The organism is Streptomyces sp. SS1-1, from assembly GCF_008973465.1.
In the GTDB taxonomy this organism is placed as follows: Bacteria; Actinomycetota; Actinomycetes; order Streptomycetales; family Streptomycetaceae; genus Streptomyces.
The window spans coordinates 115603-131491 of the sequence record NZ_WBXN01000001.1; the positions used below are offsets into that span (position 1 = coordinate 115603).

A 15889-nucleotide genomic window follows, 5' to 3' on the forward strand; every position below is an offset into this window, starting at 1 on the left:
CCCGTCGCCCGCAGGAGGGAGGCAGGCCAGCAGGGCGACGAGAGGGCGCGCGCCTTCGTACACCCCTTTCCTGGCGGCGGCCCGGCAAAGGTCGGCAGATCACCACCGCATCCGCATCACGTCCGCCCCTCCAGACTGCCGGTCATGTCGCGTTCCGCTTGGCCGACTCGGAGCGGCCCGGAGTCGGTGGACCGGGCGAGGTCCCTTTCGAGATCGTCCAGTGCGCGGCGGGCCGCCTCGATGCGTTGGAGTAGGAGTTGTTCGTCCTGCGGTTGCGGTGTCCGGTGTCGGGCTTGTGGCGGCTCCCGTTCCTCGTCCATGCCCTTGGCCTCTTCGAGGGAGGTGAGGACGACGCCGATGAGGACGTTGACGAGGACGAACGAGGCGAGCAGGACGTAGGAGGCGTAGTAGAGGAGGCTCCAGCGGGAGATCTCCAGGCCGGCGCGTACGGCGTCCCCGATCCCGTCCAGGGTCATCAGGAGGAAGAGGGTGAGCACTGCGCGGCCGATGGAGCCGTAGTGTTCGGGGTCGTGGCGGCCGAAGAAGACCCAGCCGACCATCGCGTACACGTACAGCAGCAGGGCGCCCACGAGCAGGAAGCTCAGCGTGCCCGGGAGGCTGCGGCCCACGGCGACGAGCACGATGCGCAGTTGGGGCAGGAAGCGGGCGGTCCGCAGGACCCTGGCCAGCCTGAGCAGCCGCAACACGGTGGTGTTCTCACGCACGACGGGCGCGAAGGCACACAGGACGACCGCGAGATCGAAGACGTTCCACGGGTCCTCCCAGAAGCCACGGGGCCGGTCCGCGTGCGCGGCCATCCGCAGCACGATCTCGACGGTGAACGCCGCCAGGCAGACGTGCTCGGCCAGCCGTAACCAGCCATGCCACTCCCGGGCGAGACCGGAGTACGTCTCCAGGCCCAGCAGGACGGCGTTGCCAAGGATCACCGTGAAGACGGTGAGCGCAAACCAGCGGGCCTCGGTGACCCCGCGGCAGTACACGGCGACTCGTCGACGTCCGGACGGGGCGTTGACTCCAGCCACTTGATCTTGGTGTTGCGGCATTCTGCTGCTTCTTCTCCTCCGGATGTGCGACGGGCCGTCGCCGCCGAGCGCGCGACTGCCCGTCGGCGCGAGCAAGATCCAGAAGAGACTTCTACAGCACTGTGATTACCGAAGCGTGAGCGACCGGGGGAACCAGGCGGCCCCCGGGCCGGTGACTCCTGTCATGCAGCAGGGCGGGGGCCTCCTTCACGGAAGGTTGCGCTTCTTACGGGGCTGATGGTCTCCAGCGCTGACGAGGATGGCCGGCTGGGTCCGAAAGCGATGGTGTGACGCGACCAGGCTGACCTGCAACGGACGCGTTAGATTATGCATGTAATATAAATTCCGTTGCCCGCCCGCCAGGGATGCGGCTTCTTGCCCGCCCGTGCGGTTTCGGCTCACACAGCGCGATGAACCAGCGGGTGTCCGCCTGCTCAGCCTGGCCTCAAGTGACGAGGAACCCATGACCTTTGACGATCTGCTGCCACCCGTGTCGCCCGCCGAAGCGGCCGAACTCGCGTTGCTGGCGACCGGCCCTGTCCTGCTGCCCGGCGAGGAGGGGTACGACGCCGAGTGCCGGATCTACAACCTGAACGTTCTCCTGGAGCCGGCGCTCGCGGTCGGTGCCGCCGACGCGGCCGACGTACAGGCGGCCGTCCGCTTCGCGGCCCGCCAGGGCAGACCCGTGTCGGTGAAGACCACGGGTCACCAACAGGTCCACCCGGCCCGGGGCGGGGTCTTGATCAGTACCCGCCGCATGAAGGGCATCACCATCGACGCGCACCGCAGACGCGCACGGGTCGAGGCCGGAGTGATCTGGCAGGAGGTCATGGACCGGGCCGCCGAGGCCGGCCTGGCCCCGATGAGCGGCTCCGCGCCGCTGGTGGGCGTCGCCGGCTACACCCTCGGAGGTGGACTCAGCCCGGTCTTCGGCCGAAGCCAGGGGTACGCGGCGGACCACGTCCGCTCGCTGGAAGTGGTGACCGCCGACGGCGAGTTGCGGCACGTCACGCCGGACAGCGATTCCGAACTGTTCTGGTCGCTACTCGGAGGGAAGGGCAACTTCGGCGTGGTCACCGCCCTGGAGTTCGACCTGTTCCCGGTGACCCATTTCTACGGCGGCGGCATCTACTTCCCCGGCGAACGACTCACCGAGGTGCTCCACACCTGGCGCACCTGGCAAGCAGACATGCCGGAGGAGATGTCCTCCTCGGTCGCCGTGCAGCGGCTCCCTCCGCTGCCGGAGTTGCCGGAACCCCTCCGGGGGGCCTTCGTAGTGCACGTACGCTTCGCCTACCTCGGCCCGTCGGCCGAGGGCGAGCGGCTGATCGCACCCCTGCGGGCGGCCGCCCCAGCACTCATCGACGCCGTGGGCGAGATGCCCTACACCGCGATGGGCGCCGTTCACATGGACCCGCCGACGCCGATGCCGTATTACGACCGGACGACGCTGTTGCGCGCGCTCCCCGCCGAGGCGGCCGACAAGTTGATCGAACTGCTCGGTCCAGGCTCGGACTCCCCGCTGGTGAGCGTCGAGATCCGCATGCTCGGCGGTGCGCTCGACCGTGAACCCGAGGTTCCCAACGCCGTGTCCAGCCGCGGGCTTCCTTTCGTCCTCTTCGGTTTCGGTGTGGGCGCCCCCGACCGGGCCGAGTTCCTGAGCGCCAAGCTCGACGAGGTGATGAACGCGATGGAGCCCTGGACAGACCGGCGCAGGATGGTCAACTTCCTCTCCACCGAAGAGGCCACGGACAGCGAGCGGCTCAGCGAGGTCTACGGCGCTGAGCGCTACCGCCGTCTGGCCGCGGCGAAGAAGGCGTACGACCCGACCAACATGTTCCGGGTGAACCACAACATCCAGCCCGGCTGAGCTTGCGGCCACCGGAACGCGCCGGTTGCGGTGGCAGGGCTTACTGGCCCTGACGAAGCCTCTGGACGTGCCGGTGGGTGATCAGGCAGACGGCGAGTCCGAGGAAGGCCTCGTGGATGTCGTCGCGTCGTTCCCACCGGATGCGTAGCCGGCGGAAGCCATACAGCCGCCAGGAGGTCGTCCGTTCGACCACCCAGCGGAAGGGGCCCAGGCCGGTACCGTGCGGCTGGCCACGCTCGGCGATCACCGGGCGGATGCCGCGCTGCCGCAGAAGCCGGCGGTACTTGTCGTGGTCGTAGCCGCGGTCCGGACCGCGCCTACCTGCGCAAGCGCGGGATCCGCCGCACGATCCCGGAGACCGCAAGAACGCGGTTCGCGCGGTGGCCGGCCGCCGAAGTTCGACAAGTCCGACTACACGGGACGCCACGCGGTTGAGTGCGGCATCCATCGCCTCAAGCGACACCGCGCGATCGCCACGCAATACGAGAAGCCCGCCGTCCGCTACGAGGCGACCGTGCTGGTCGCGGCTATCCACGAGTGGCTGCGACCAGCAGAACGCACCCGAGCGCCGATTGCCGCACGATTGTCCGAGAATGCGGTCGCGGCCCCCGGTCGTGAAGCGGCCAGCCTGGATGGACAGATGGAAGCCTCAAACTCGGACATATTTAGGCAATCGGGCCTCCGCGTTCTCTCAGCCAGCGTGGAGGATCCGAAAGCGATCGGGCTCCGCCGGGTCCCGATCAACGACTTGGATCGGTGTCCAAGCCGATTGCCAAACGCTGATGCCCGGCGCGCGGGAAAACCGGATCGGCCCGCGGGTGCCCTCGACCGCCACGCGCGGCCATGACTCGGCGATGGCCGCCCGGTCCGTGCTGTGGGAACGCATCATGTCGGCGAGGACGGTCACGGTGTCCCAGCCCTCGAAGGCGACGAAGGAGGGCGCTTCGCCCAGCCGCTCGCGCAGCTCCTTCCTGACACGTTCGCCGAGCGGACCGAGGCGCTCGGGCAGGTAGCGCAGGAACGGGATCCCGGTGCCGTCCTCGCCCAGCACCTCGGCCCATTCGGCGAACTCCGGTTGCCCGGCCGGAGCGCCGATCAGGATCTCCGCGAGCCGCCGGTCGCCACGGACGGCTCTGACGATCGGCACCGCCGGCTCCGGATTGCCGACCAGCAGGAGCAGCGCCGTCGCGCCGTGGTCGACGAGCGCGTCGCACAGGGCCTCGGGGCTGAGCGCGTTCGTGTCGAGTTCGACGACGGTACCGCCGCGCGGAGCGAGGTGGTCCCGAAGGACACGGGTCCCCGACGCCCAGTAGACGCTCGGCTGGGTCGCCACGGCGATCCGACGTCGGCCCGCGCCGAGGAGAAAGTCCGCGTAGATCGCCCAGCCGTGGGACTGGGGCGGGGCCAGGCGCGCCACCCACTCCATCGGCTCCTCGGTGAGTGCGTCGAGCACCGCGGACGAGCAGAGGAACGGCACGCCGAGGGCGTCGGCCCGGGCGGCGGCTGCGCGGGCGACGACGCTGTGGTACTCGCCCGCCACGGCGGTCACGCCCAGGCAGGCCAGTTCGTCCACGGCCGCCGAGGCCCGCTCCGGATCGGCCGCGGTGTCCCGGACCACCAACTCCAGTGGTATGCCGTCGATCCCGCCGGCATCGTTGACGTCACGAACGGCCAGGTCGAGTCCTGCGAGCAGGTGTCGGCCCGCCTCCACCCAGCCGGGGCGCGTCAGCGGTACGAGAGCACCCAGGCGGACGGACGACCCGTCTGTGTGCTCCGCTCCGGACGGCGATGATGGCGTGCTCATCGGGTGACTTCTCCCCTGTGACGGTGCGGTCGCAGTCCGCCCGGCTCGTGCGCCGGCCGGGGCCGGCGGTTCGCGCTCATCACGTCTCGCCGCGGCGGGCATACCGGGTGATCATGCCGGTCATTGGATACACCACCATCGCCAATAGGCAACCGATTATTTGCTCGCCGAGCTGCCAGGCTTCATCGTCATCGGCGCCAACGCACGAGGGCCTGCACCTTAAAGGGCGTTAGGGCAGATAGCGCCACTGACATCCCGTCCGGTTCCAATGGAAGATCGCGTTCACGATGTCCCGGAGATCGCAGGAGCCGGCGTCGCCGGTCGCCGACCGGCCCAACCGGTTCTGCTTCCAGGCCATGATCACCGGTTCGATCAGTGTCCACCGTTCGTCGGAGAGGTCGCTGGGGTATGGCTTGCGCTCACTCACCCTGCCGCTCCCTCAGAGCGAACCGCGGCCTGGTCAGAGTCGCGTAGGAGCGGTCCCAGGTCCACTTCGTCTGGACCCGTTGACGAGCCCTTTCTCCTGCGGTGTGGACGAGTTCGGGGTTGCGGAAGAATCTGGTCACCCTGTCCGCCGCCGCTGCCGCCGGATCGCCGTCGACGACATAGCCGGTCTCACCATCGCGTACCGCGTCGGGGGCGCCGCCGATGCCACCCGCAAGGACGGGGAGTCCGGACGCGGCGGTCTCCAGGCAGACGATGCCCGGGCCCTCCACCCCCAGGCCGCGTCTGCGGTTTCGGCAGGGCATGGCGAAGGCGTCACCCGCGGCGTAGAAGGAGGGGAGTGTGTGGTGGGGGTGGATCACCGGCCCAGGCCGTAGGGCCCGCATCGGGCCGCCGTCCAGGCCGGGGCGAAAGACCGTGGTGTCCACGCCACGGGCCAAACGTGCGGTGCGAGTCCCGGAAGCCAGGGCCGCTTCGATCGGTCGACGGGTGCTCGCGCCCTTCGTGGCCAGGCCACCGCGGGAGCGTCCGAGGGCATGGTCGTCAGGCTCGCCGGGAGGGGCCCCCTTTGACGGGCCCCGGCGGCGTGCTGGTGCGCACGCACGGTCGTGGAGTCGACTGCGACGGCCCCGTTCAGGTCGCCTTCGGTGTCGGTGTGGGCGAGCAGGGCGGGCCCACTGGGCGTCAGTCAACGACGCACCCACATCAACGACCCGGTGATCAGAGAGGAGCGGCCCAGCCGGATCGCTGATCAGAGCGGACCCAGGGGTCGAATCGCAGCCGGGACTCAGAGTTGGAATTCGGCCGGGGACAGCCCCAGCGTCGCGCAGGCCTCGCGCAGGACCGTCGCCTCTGCCTGGGAGAAGTGACCGTCGGCACCGGCGATGACCATGCCGGTCTGGATAACGGCCCGGGCCTCGGTGGGCTTCTTGGCGGCCTTGGCGATCTCCTGCATGGCCTCGGTCTTACCGTGCTGGAAGTTCATCGTGAGCTGGTCGACATGCTTGTTGAAACGCTGCCGCAGCTGCTCCGGCGGGAAGTTCTGGAGGATATCGTTGCTGAGTATCATCGACTCGACCTGTTGCCGTTCGGCCGGACCCACCTGCTGCCGGCCGACCACGACGACCAGGCGGGTGTCGGCGTCGATGACGACCTGGTGGTTGGTGGAGTACCGGTAGTTTTTCGACCGCTCGGCGATGGTGTGGTCGCGGGTGGGGACCAGGGTGCCATCCACGATGAGCACGGTGTTCTTGGCGAACCGCTCGCGAGACCGGAGCGCCAGCAGGGGGCCGAGGTGGTTGATGACCCGGCCGGCCGTGGACTTCGAGATGCGGAACAGCGGGGCGAGCTGCCGCAACGTCAGATTGGTGCGCCAGTATGCCGTGACCAGCAGAACCCTGTCCTCCAGCGGCAGACTCCGCGGCCGGCCTCGGTGGACCACATCTGCCTCATCCCGACGCAGCATGGTCAGCAGCTTGCCGAAGCAGCGCGGGCTCAGTCCCGCGAACGGGGCTATCCAGGACAGCTCCGACGCCGTGATCACACTCGCCACTTCGTGATCATCACCCGGGCCGGCTCCATGCCGTGACAATCCCGCAGCTACGCTAACCAGGGCAGTCCACAGTGAGTAAGACCGAGGGAAACCGTGAACCGACCGTTGCTGTTCCTCAACGTGGACGGGCCACTCAACCCTTAGAGGCCGTTCTCTTTCCGAATGTGGTGTGCGGATTCCGCTGGTCAGGCATGAGATTGCGGCTGTGGCGGGAGTCTCGACTCGTTGCTGATCGAGTCGGTGGGGGTGGCGGATGCCGTCGATGCGGGCGGTGTTGGAAGCGCGGCGGAAGGCCGCTGCCGTGCGGGTGGAGGAACTCGAAGCCGAACTGGAGCGGGTGCGGGCAGGGCTGGCGGATGCCGAGGAGGTTCTCAGGCTTCGGACGATCGGCCTGGAGCAGTATCTGGAAGCGCTCGCCGAGGAGGAACAGCCGGCCGGGACAGACGCCGGTCCGTTGCGGAGGAGGCCGGTGGGCCCGCGCCGTGCGGTGCCGCATCGGCAGAACGCGGCCGGGGTCGAAGACCTGTCGGTGGACTACCAGGCGGTGATGGCAGCCGCGGCTGGGGCCGGAAGCGACGGGCTGGGTGCCCGGCGGGCGGCCGTGGTGCTCGGCTGGGACAGCGCCTCGGCCTCACGCGTCGAGGGTGCCAGAGCACGGTTGAAGAGGCTGGTGGAACGGGGCTGGCTGGTGGAAGCAAAGCCCGGGAGGTTCACCCTGCCGTCAGGACTGCAGGCCGACCGGATTGTGCGGCCAGGCGGCGGCTCATCAGGGCGGTCATCGACCAGCGGATGACGGCTTCGCTGGTGTCGGTGCGTCGTTCGTAGTCCCTCACCAGACGCCGGCTGCGCAGAAACCAGGCGAAGGACCGCTCGACGACCCAGCGGCGGGGCAGGGCCTGGAAGCCTCGGACGTCCTCGCTGCGGCGGACGATGTCGAGGACGAGGCCGAGGTGCTGGCTGGTCCAGTCGGTGAGGTGGCCGGTGTAGGCGCCGTCGGCCCAGACCCGGGCCAGCCGCCGGTAGCGCCCGGCCGCCGCCGGCAGAAGGGACCGGGCGCCGTCCCGGTCGGTCACGGACGCCGGTGTGACAGCCACGGCCAGGAGAAGTCCGAGCGTGTCGGTGAGCAGGTGCCGCTTGCGGCCGTTGATCTTCTTGCCCGCGTCGAACCCGCGTGAGGTGTGAGCGACGGTGGCGTCCGCCTTCACCGACTGCGAGTCCACGACTCCCGCGCTCGGCTCGGCGCTGCGGCCTTCACGGGAGCGGACGGCTTCCCGCAGCCGGTCGTGCAGCTCGGTGACCAGTCCCGCATCCCGCCAGCGGGCGAAGAAGGCGTAGACGCGCGGCCAGGGCGGGAAGTCCGCAGGCATCGCCCGCCACTTGATGCCGTTGTCGACGAGGTAGCGCACGGCATCGATCATCTGCCGGTGACAGTAGCCCTCCGGACGCCCGCCGCGGCCCGAAAGCCAGCCCGGAACCGGCAGAAGGTCCCTCACCACGGCCCACTCGGCATCGCTCATGTCCGAGCCGTACCGGGGCCGGCGCTGCGGCCGGTCGACAGCGTTCCCGAACCTGTGAGCGAGGCAGTCACACCCACGAGTGGACGAACTGGACCCGGCGACCACGACCACGCGACACTTCGACAACAGGGCCTCTTGCTCCTCGCTGGACTCGACATCCGCGAGCTACCAAGAGGCCCTTCCTTCATGCACCCGCCCCGGACAACTCACCCGAACCAGGACCCCGTTCGAACCTGCCCGACCACGCGAGCGGATAGAGAACAGGCAGTTACGCAGCCAAGCCGGAGAGACGTCCCGACGGCTAGATGAATGAGTCCGATGTTTTCAGTGGTCGTAGGCGATCAGTGATCGCTTGAGGGGGGCGCCGGTGGTCCAGTTGTCCCAGATACCGGCGGCGAAGGCGAGGAGTCGTTGTCCGGTGCGGGCAAAGACTCCGGCCGGGGTTCAGCCGCCGTGCTGTTCGAGGCTGAGCTGGCCTATGAGGGTGTCGATGACGGCTTCGATCCACTGCCGGAGCCGGGCGATCCGGATTGCGGAGAGGACTCGCGGGCACGTGCAGTCCCACGACGACCGACGACGGTGAAAGGGTGACAGCCATGGCCCGACGACAGGTGCCGACGGCGGAACCGGAAGTCCGGCGGCCCGCGGACCGTGAGGATGTCCGCACGCCGCCCCTCCGTCCCCACGACTACGCGCCGGCCGACTACGCCGATGCCGTGGTGCGCGGCGCCCGGGAGTCCGGTGTGTCCCCCGTCCTCGTGATGACCGTGCTGCACAACGAGGCGTACAAGCCCCACCACCCCTTGCTGGAGCGGTTGTGGCAGTGGTGGAAGCCCGGAGCGTCCTTCGGCGTGGCCAACATGCACCGGGCGACGTTCGAGCGGGTCCGGCGGTCGCACGGCCTGCCGGGACGGTGGCAGGACCTGCGCGACGACCCCGCCTTCGCCATCCGCGCGGCGGCACTGTACCTGCGGGACCTCGACCGGCTCCTGCCCCGGCGGCACGTACGGCGTTACACCCGCGACGAGCTCCTGGCCCTCGGCTACAACACCGGCGAACGCAACATGCGCGCCTTCGCCCGTGGCGTCCCCCCGGGGCCCATGGCACGCGCTTACCTTCGCCGTTTCCGCGCCAACCGGGAACGGGCCGCCGCGTCACTGCCCGACGGCGGCACGGTGCACCCGGTCTCGGCGCACGCCGACACAGAAGTGTGACCCCGTGAGGGGGCACCGTGCCGGTGGCCGGTGTGAGGGGCGGTTCAGGGGCGGGTGGCGCGGTCCAGTTCGATCAGGATCGAGTAGTACGTGCGGCCCGTCGCGCGGTCCATGCCGATCTCGCACATACGGTTGGCGGACAGGTGGGCGTCGAAGGCGCGCGAGGTGACCTCCGCGGCTTCCTTCGCCGTCGCCGACGCCGTCAGCTCCTTGTGCAGCATGCCCCGGTCGCCGGCGAAGGCGCAGCAGCCGGCGTCGTCCGGGACGACGACCTCGTCGGCGATCGCGTCCGCGACCGCGCGCAGCTGGTCCACGTCGCCGAGGTGCTGCATCGAGCAGGTCGGGTGCAGCACCGCCGAACCGGTCGTCCGGCGGACAGTGAGCCGTGGCAGGAGTTCCTCGGCGGCCCACACGACGGAGTCGACCACGTTCAGGCGCCCGTGCAGCTCACGGTTGGCGTCGGTGAGGTAGGGGACGACCTCGTGCTGGATGCCGAGCGTGCAGGAGGAGGCGTCGACGACCAGCGGGAGCCGTCCGCCGTTGGTCCAGGCCCAGGCGGCCTCGACGACCCGGTTGGCCATCAGCGTGTTGCCGTCCTCGTAGCCCTTGGAGTGCCAGTTGGTCGAGCAGCAGGTCCCGGCGACGCCGTCGGGGATCCACACCGGCCGGCCGGCGCGGGCCGACACGTCGACCACGGCCTGCTGGAGCGAGGGGGTGCCGCCGTCCTCGGGTCCGGCGAAGATGCGGTTGACGCAGGCCGGGTAGTAGACGGCGCTGGCTCCCGTGCGGGAGGTGGGCGGTGTGGTGCGGGCGGCGGCGCCCGGGATCCCGGGCAGCCACTCGGGCATCAGGTCGGGGCGTACGGCCTTGCGCGCGAGGCCGGTCGCGGCCTCCAGCAGCCGGTCGCTGATCTTCTCCGCCGCGCCGACCGCGAGGCGTGCCGTCGCCTCCACGGTCTTGAAGTGCTTGGCGGTGAGTGCGGCGATCCGCTCCTCGCGCGGTGAGTGCCGCCGGTGGCGGAAGTCCTTCATCATGGCACCGGTGTCGATGCCGACCGGGCAGGCGATCGCGCAGGTGGAGTCGCCCGCGCAGGTGTCGACCGCGTCGTAGCCGTAGGAGGCGAGGAGTTCTTCCTCCACGGGTGATCCGTCCGGCTGGCGCAGCATCTCCCGTCGCAGCACGATGCGTTGGCGCGGGGTGGTCGTCAGGTCATGGCTGGGGCAGGTGGGTTCGCAGAAGCCGCACTCGATGCAGGGGTCGGCGACGGGCTCGATGCCGGGGATCGTCTTCAGTCCGCGCAGGTGGGCCCTGGGGTCACGGTCCAGGACGACCCGGGGCGCCAGGACGCCCCCGGGGTCTATCAGTTGCTTGACGCGCCACATCAGCTCGGTGGCCCTGGGCCCCCATTCCATCTCCAGGAAGGGGGCGATGTTGCGTCCGGTGGCGTGCTCGGCCTTCAGCGACCCGTCGAAGCGTTCCACGGTCATCTGGCAGAAATCGTCCATGAACGCGGCGTAGCGGTCGACGTCGGAGGTCTTCGACGCGTCGAAGGCGAGCAGGAAGTGCAGGTTGCCGTGGGCGGCGTGACCGGCGACGGCGGCGTCGAAGCCGTGCTCCGCCTGGAGCCGGAGCAGGTCCTGGCAGGCTTCGGCCAGCCGGGACGGCGGCACCGCGAAGTCCTCCGTGATCAGGGTGGTGCCCGCCGGGCGGGACCCGCCGACGGCCGTGACGAAGGCCTTGCGGGCCTTCCAGTAACCGTTGATCACCTTGGGGTCGCGGGTGAACGCGTTGGTCACCGAGGCGACCGGCGCGACCAGGTCGAGGCGTTCGACGACCTGGGCCGCCGCCCGCTCGAAGGCCTCCTGGCCCCGCTCGTCGGGTGCACGGAACTCGACGAGCAGCGCCGCGGTCTCCCGCGGCAGATCGGCCCAGTCGGACGGCACACCCCGCACGCTCACGGAGGCGCGCAGCGTGTTGCCGTCCATCAGCTCGACGGCGATGGCCCCGGCCTCGTTGAACAGGGGGACGGCCGCCGCGGCGGCGGTCAGCGACGGGAAGAAGAGCAGGGCGCTGGAGGTCCTGCGGTCCAGCGGCAGGGTGTCGAAGACGACGTCGGAGATGAAGCCGAAGGTGCCCTCGGAGCCGACCATGAGCCCACGCAGGATCTGGACGGGCGTAGCGCCGTCGAGGAAGGCGTCCAACCGGTAGCCGTTGGTGTTCTTGATCTCGTACTTGGCGCGGATGCGGGCGGTCAGGTCGGCGTCGGCCTCGATCTCCGCCTTGATTGCCAGCAGTCCTTCGCACAGGTCGGGTTCCGTGCGGGCCAGCGTCTCGTCCGCGTGCGGGTCGGCCGTGTCGACGACCGTCCCGCTCGGCAGGACGAAGGTCAGTGAGGCGAGGGTGCGGTAGGAGTTGCGGGTGGTGCCGGCGGTCATGCCGGAGGCGTTGTTGGCGACGACGCCTCCGACCGTGCACGCGATGGCACTGGCCGGGTCCGGCCCCAGAATCCTGCCGTACCGGGCGAGGGTCGCGTTGGCCCGCATGACCGTGGTGCCGGGCCGGATCCGGGCCCGGTCGCCGTCGTCCAGGACCTCGACGCCGGTGAAGTGCCGGCGCACGTCGACGAGGATGTCCTCGCCCTGCGCCTGCCCGTTGAGACTGGTGCCGGCGGCGCGGAAGACGACCTGACGGTCGTGGTCACGGGCGTACGCCAGCACCGTCGAGACGTCGTCGGTGCTCTCCGGGAGAACGACGACCTGCGGGACGAACCGGTAAGGGCTGGCGTCGGAGGCGTACTTCACCAGGTCGGAGATCTTCCACAGGACCTTGCCTGGCCCCAGCAGCGCGGTCAGCCCGGTACGCAGCGCCTCGGGGGTGCCCGTGGCCCCGTGGTCGGGCACCCGGTCGGCGGCGGCGGCGCGGGCCGTGCCGGGTCGAAGGGCTTCCGGCTTGGGTTCCAGCAAGGGCATGACGTTCGACTCCCACACGATGTCGGTCGGTGCTGTTCAGCGTACGGCGGCGGATTCCCGCCGGTCCCGCCGGACCGGCGGGCACCGGGCGTCACCCGGCGGGCCGGGGCCTCACCCGGGCGGTTCCCGGTCGGGTATCCGGGCCACCACGTCGATCTCCACGAGGATGTCCATCAGGTCGGACCCGACCGTGGTGCGCGCCGGACAGGGTTCCTCGAAGAACTCACGGTAGGCGGCGTCGTACGCGGCGAAGTCCCTCCTGAGGTGCTGCAGGTGCGCCGTGACTTTCACGACGTCCCGCAGTGACAGGCCTTGGGTGGCGAGGACCGCGCCGAGGTTGCGCAGCACCTGCGCGGTCTGTGCGCCCACGCCCTCCGGTACGGCGCCGGTGGCGGGGTCCTGGGGGCCGAATCCGGCCGTGAACAGGAAACCGCCGGCCACCACGCCCTGGGAGTAGGCGCCCGCGGGACTGGGGGCGGCGGGTGTGGCCACGGCTCGCCTGCCGGTCGGCTCGCTCATCCGGTGAGGTCTCCGTCCCGCTCGTTGACGCCCGCGTAGTGGCGGAGCTTGTCCTCGTCGACGCTGACGCCCAGGCCCGGTCCCGACGGCACCCGCAGCCGGCCGTTCTCGAGGTGCAGGGGTTCGGTGATGTCGTCGGCGTGCAGGTAGTACATGCTGTCGATGGCTCGCGAGAGGACGGGTGTGCTCGACACGACGGCCAGGTGGGCGGCCGTGGCGATGCCCAGTTCGCCGCCGCTGTGCAGGTTCATGCCCAGGCCGAAGGTCTCGCAGTGCGCGGCGAGGGCCTTGGTGGCGGCGATGCCGCCCCACTTGTAGACGTCGCCGTGGATGACGTCGACCGCGTTCAGCCGCATGGCGGGGGCGAACTCCTCGAAGCGGACGACGCACATGTTGGTGCACAGCGGGATGCGTATCTTGGCCTTCACCTGTGCCATGCCCTCGATGCCGGCGCAGGGATCCTCCAGGTACTCGAGGTCCAGTTCCTCCAGGGCGATGCCGGCGCGGACGGAGTCGGGGACGGACCAGGCCGCGTTCGGGTCGACGCGCAGGTTCACGTCGGGCAGCGCCTCGCGGACGGCGCGCAGGATCGCGACGTCGCCCGCGCAGTCCTTGGTGCCCTTGAGCTTGACCGCCTCGAATCCGCCCTCGGCGACGACGCGTGCGGCGTGCTCCGCCATGGCCCGGGGCAGGTCGGCGGGTGCGGCGCCCGGCGCGTCGGCGCGGGTGATCAGCGCGGTGATCGGCACCTCGTCGCGCACCGCGCCGCCCAGCAGGTCGGTGAGGGACTGGCCGGTGGCCTTGCCCATCACGTCCCAGCAGGCGACGTCGAGGGCGGCGATCGCCGCGTAGCCGAGGTAGCCGTAGAAGAAGGGCACCATGTGCTGCTTGCGGTGGAAGCCCTCCAGCGCGAACGGGCTAGTCCCGATCAGGTCAGGGATCATCTGCCGGACGACGGCGGCGACGGGCGCGCCCCACATCGTCTCGCCCCAGCCCTCGACACCCGCATCGGTGCGCACGCGGACGACGGTGCGGGTCTCGCCGGTCTTGGTCTCGAAGGAACTCGTGAAGGGATTGACGAGTGGGAGGTTGACGACCCACACGTCGACGTCGGTGATCTTCATTGCTTCTCCTCGTATCAGGGGGGTCATCGGCTCGCCACGTCGAAGGCGCGGATCGCCCGGGCCAGTCCCAGCGCCCGTTCGTGCAGCAGCCGGTCGCCGCGGTCGGCGTCGGCGCCGGAGGCGTCGTCGGTGGAGCCGGCGACGCGCTGCCATTCGCCGTGCCGCTCGACGGTCAGGCCGGGGTGCGGCGGATTGTCGAACAGGGGGGGCGGTTCGACGGCGGCACGGGCGGGCACGGGGGTGCGCACCAGGGCGGGGTGAGCCGCCAGCATGAGGGACGTCTCGAACCACCCGGCGTGCCCCGGGGTGACGTCCGGCCGTTCGGCCTCGTCGTCCCCGGCCGTGACGGTCCAGTACGAGCAGGCCGCGACCGTGACCTGGGCACGCAGCGCGAACCGCTTCACGGCGAGCCGCATGATCTCGTCGTTGCCGCCGTGCCCGTTGACCACCATGATCCGGTGGTAGCCGCTGGTCACGAGCGAGTCGAGGATGTCGTCGAACACGGCGCCCAGGGTCGACGCGGAGAGCGAGACGGCCGCCGCGAACAGGTGGTGCGGGCTGTGTCCAAAGGGCAGCGCGGGCAGCCGCACGATGTCCTCACCGGGGGCCGCCGAGGGTGCGGAGGACACCGAGGCCTCCTGGTCGAGGATGTCCAGCGCCCGGTCCACGACCTTCTCGACCAGGAGGGTGTCGGTCCCCATGGGCAGGTGCCCGGCGTGCTGCTCCTGCGAGCCGACGGGCAGCAGGGCCAGGCCCTTCTCGCCGGCCCGTCGGACCTCCTGCCAGGTGAGTTCACTCAGTTTCGATTGGCTCACAGTGCTACCTCTCCGAAACACGGCCATGGCACAGTCGGCGCATGGTCCACGAACGTTCTCCGTTGCGGCTGGTCCCCGAGGCCGCGCAGCGACCCCCCACTCCCCAGGCGCCGCGGCGCCTCGGCGCCGTCGAACTGGTGCCCGGTCGGATCGGGGCGGCCGTGCTGTCCATGGCGGGGCAGGTACTCGACCGCACCGAGTCGCGCTACGACGCGGCCTGCGCGACGCCCGCGGACATCGACAGGGCGCTGGCCCAGGTGGCCGGTGTCTTCGCCGGCCACGAGGTGCAGGGGATCGGCGTGGCCGCCGCGGGGCTGGTGGACCCCCTCACGGGGTTGATCCTGGAGGTCAACGACGTGCCGGCGCTGCACGGCTACCCGGTGACGGAGCGCCTCGCCGCCCTCACCGGGGCCGGGGTCCGGGTGGAACACCGGGCGCGGCTGCAGGTGCTCGGCGACCGCTGGTTCGGCGCGGGCCGCGGGCGGCGCACGTTCGCCTCGGTGTCGACCGGCGAGGTGCTCGGGGTGGGTGTCCTCTACGACGGGGAGGTGCTGGCTCCGCCCGGAGGGCGCAGCGGCGCGCACATGACCGTGTCGGCCAGCGGCGAGCGTTGCACGTGCGGGAACCGGGGCTGCTGGAAGACCCTGGCCACAACCGGATGGCTGCGGGCCAGGGCGCGTGCCGCGGGGCTCGGGGAGGAGACGTCGCTGGGCGCGCTGGTGCGCCGGGATGACGCGCGCGCCGGACAGGTGGTGGAGGAGTACGCGCACAACCTGGCGCTGGGGCTGGTGAACGTGCAGCAGCTGTTCGCGCCGGGCCTGTTCATCCTGCACGGTGAGGCGCGTGAGGGCGGTGAGCGCTTCCGTACCGTGGTGGAGGAGCGGCTGCGGGACGCGGTCGCCTTCGCGGGTGCCGAGCTGCCCCGGGTGCTGGTCGGTGCCGCCGCGGTCGACGACGTGGCCCTTCTGGGCGGGGCGGGCCTGGTGCTGTCGCACCTCTAGCGGATGTCGTGCGGGGG

Annotated in this window: 12 protein-coding genes and 4 pseudogenes; 4 read left to right on the top strand and 12 right to left on the bottom strand. The window is 70.4% G+C overall.

The annotated features are described in order from the left end of the window. Positions 1 to 116 precede the first annotated feature (116 nt). On the bottom strand, positions 117 to 1064 hold the full coding sequence (locus F8R89_RS00540; RefSeq protein ID WP_151782080.1) for an ion transporter: 948 nt from the start codon (positions 1062 to 1064) through the stop codon (positions 117 to 119). 442 nt (positions 1065 to 1506) lie between these two features. Here F8R89_RS00540 and F8R89_RS00545 point away from each other — a divergent pair, with 442 nt between their 5' ends. Further along, positions 1507 to 2913: an FAD-binding oxidoreductase gene (locus F8R89_RS00545; RefSeq protein ID WP_151782081.1), complete on the top strand. Its 1407-nt coding sequence runs from the start codon at positions 1507 to 1509 to the stop codon at positions 2911 to 2913. 40 nt (positions 2914 to 2953) lie between these two features. Here the strand turns inward: F8R89_RS00545 and F8R89_RS00550 are convergent. The 5 genes and pseudogenes from F8R89_RS00550 to F8R89_RS37185 all read right to left on the bottom strand — a co-directional run. Further along, positions 2954 to 3220, bottom strand: a pseudogene (locus tag F8R89_RS00550) (transposase); the annotation flags it as partial. Between the two features lie 384 nt (positions 3221 to 3604). Further along, positions 3605 to 4717 (bottom strand): ABC transporter substrate-binding protein, encoded by a 1113-nt coding sequence (locus F8R89_RS00560; protein WP_151782082.1) that lies wholly within the window; start codon positions 4715 to 4717, stop codon positions 3605 to 3607. A gap of 232 nt (positions 4718 to 4949) precedes the next feature. Then, positions 4950 to 5144, bottom strand: a pseudogene (locus tag F8R89_RS00565) (transposase); the annotation flags it as partial. Beyond that, positions 5137 to 5828: pseudogene (locus F8R89_RS00570) on the bottom strand (glycosyltransferase); the annotation flags it as partial. The pseudogenes F8R89_RS00570 and F8R89_RS00565, both read right to left, overlap by 8 nt. Positions 5829 to 5948: 120 nt before the next feature. Beyond that, on the bottom strand, positions 5949 to 6713 hold the full coding sequence (locus F8R89_RS37185) for a TerB family tellurite resistance protein (RefSeq protein ID WP_318841252.1): 765 nt from the start codon (positions 6711 to 6713) through the stop codon (positions 5949 to 5951). Between the two features lie 253 nt (positions 6714 to 6966). On the opposite strand from F8R89_RS37185, the gene F8R89_RS00585 reads away from it, so the two are divergent. Beyond that, positions 6967 to 7506 carry a hypothetical protein gene (locus tag F8R89_RS00585; RefSeq protein WP_151782033.1) on the top strand — a complete coding sequence of 180 codons (540 nt, stop codon included), beginning with the start codon at positions 6967 to 6969 and terminating at the stop codon, positions 7504 to 7506. On the opposite strand, the gene F8R89_RS00590 is transcribed toward F8R89_RS00585, so the two are convergent. Beyond that, positions 7424 to 8230, bottom strand: coding sequence for an IS5 family transposase (locus tag F8R89_RS00590; RefSeq protein WP_151782032.1), 807 nt, complete (start codon positions 8228 to 8230; stop codon positions 7424 to 7426). The genes F8R89_RS00585 and F8R89_RS00590 overlap by 83 nt on opposite strands. Positions 8231 to 8554: 324 nt before the next feature. After that, a pseudogene (locus F8R89_RS36475) lies at positions 8555 to 8746 on the bottom strand (IS982 family transposase); the annotation flags it as partial. Positions 8747 to 8826: 80 nt separating this feature from the next. Between F8R89_RS36475 and F8R89_RS00605 the strand changes: the two are divergent. Next, positions 8827 to 9444, top strand: a complete 618-nt coding sequence (locus tag F8R89_RS00605; RefSeq protein ID WP_151782085.1) for a lytic transglycosylase domain-containing protein — start codon at positions 8827 to 8829, stop codon at positions 9442 to 9444. 44 nt (positions 9445 to 9488) lie between these two features. Here F8R89_RS00605 and F8R89_RS00610 read toward each other — a convergent pair whose 3' ends face one another. The 4 genes from F8R89_RS00610 to F8R89_RS00625 form a co-directional block, all read right to left on the bottom strand. Continuing rightward, positions 9489 to 12413, bottom strand: a complete 2925-nt coding sequence (locus F8R89_RS00610) for an FAD-binding and (Fe-S)-binding domain-containing protein (protein ID WP_151782086.1) — start codon at positions 12411 to 12413, stop codon at positions 9489 to 9491. Positions 12414 to 12524: 111 nt separating this feature from the next. Continuing rightward, on the bottom strand, positions 12525 to 12932 hold the full coding sequence (locus tag F8R89_RS00615) for a RidA family protein (protein WP_151782087.1): 408 nt from the start codon (positions 12930 to 12932) through the stop codon (positions 12525 to 12527). Beyond that, complete coding sequence (locus F8R89_RS00620) at positions 12929 to 14056, bottom strand: mandelate racemase/muconate lactonizing enzyme family protein (protein ID WP_151782088.1); 1128 nt, start codon at positions 14054 to 14056, stop codon at positions 12929 to 12931. The genes F8R89_RS00615 and F8R89_RS00620 overlap by 4 nt, the downstream gene beginning before the upstream one ends. Positions 14057 to 14079: 23 nt before the next feature. Continuing rightward, complete coding sequence (locus F8R89_RS00625) at positions 14080 to 14871, bottom strand: creatininase family protein (protein WP_151782089.1); 792 nt, start codon at positions 14869 to 14871, stop codon at positions 14080 to 14082. A 62-nt stretch (positions 14872 to 14933) separates the two neighbouring features. On the opposite strand from F8R89_RS00625, the gene F8R89_RS00630 reads away from it, so the two are divergent. Further along, a complete protein-coding gene (locus F8R89_RS00630; protein ID WP_225994271.1) occupies positions 14934 to 15872 on the top strand; it encodes an ROK family protein in 939 nt (312 codons plus the stop codon). Positions 15873 to 15889 lie beyond the last annotated feature (17 nt).

What these genes read in the sequence shown, in the direction of transcription:
- F8R89_RS00540 (WP_151782080.1), bottom strand. Translation starts at nt 1,064, where the DNA reads ATGCCGCAACACCAAGATCAAGTGGCTGGAGTCAACGCCCCGTCCGGA.
- F8R89_RS00545 (WP_151782081.1), top strand. Translation starts at nt 1,507, where the DNA reads ATGACCTTTGACGATCTGCTGCCACCCGTGTCGCCCGCCGAAGCGGCC.
- F8R89_RS00560 (WP_151782082.1), bottom strand. Translation starts at nt 4,717, where the DNA reads ATGAGCACGCCATCATCGCCGTCCGGAGCGGAGCACACAGACGGGTCG.
- F8R89_RS00585 (WP_151782033.1), top strand. Translation starts at nt 6,967, where the DNA reads ATGCCGTCGATGCGGGCGGTGTTGGAAGCGCGGCGGAAGGCCGCTGCC.
- F8R89_RS00590 (WP_151782032.1), bottom strand. Translation starts at nt 8,230, where the DNA reads ATGAGCGATGCCGAGTGGGCCGTGGTGAGGGACCTTCTGCCGGTTCCG.
- F8R89_RS00605 (WP_151782085.1), top strand. Translation starts at nt 8,827, where the DNA reads ATGGCCCGACGACAGGTGCCGACGGCGGAACCGGAAGTCCGGCGGCCC.
- F8R89_RS00610 (WP_151782086.1), bottom strand. Translation starts at nt 12,413, where the DNA reads ATGCCCTTGCTGGAACCCAAGCCGGAAGCCCTTCGACCCGGCACGGCC.
- F8R89_RS00615 (WP_151782087.1), bottom strand. Translation starts at nt 12,932, where the DNA reads ATGAGCGAGCCGACCGGCAGGCGAGCCGTGGCCACACCCGCCGCCCCC.
- F8R89_RS00620 (WP_151782088.1), bottom strand. Translation starts at nt 14,056, where the DNA reads ATGAAGATCACCGACGTCGACGTGTGGGTCGTCAACCTCCCACTCGTC.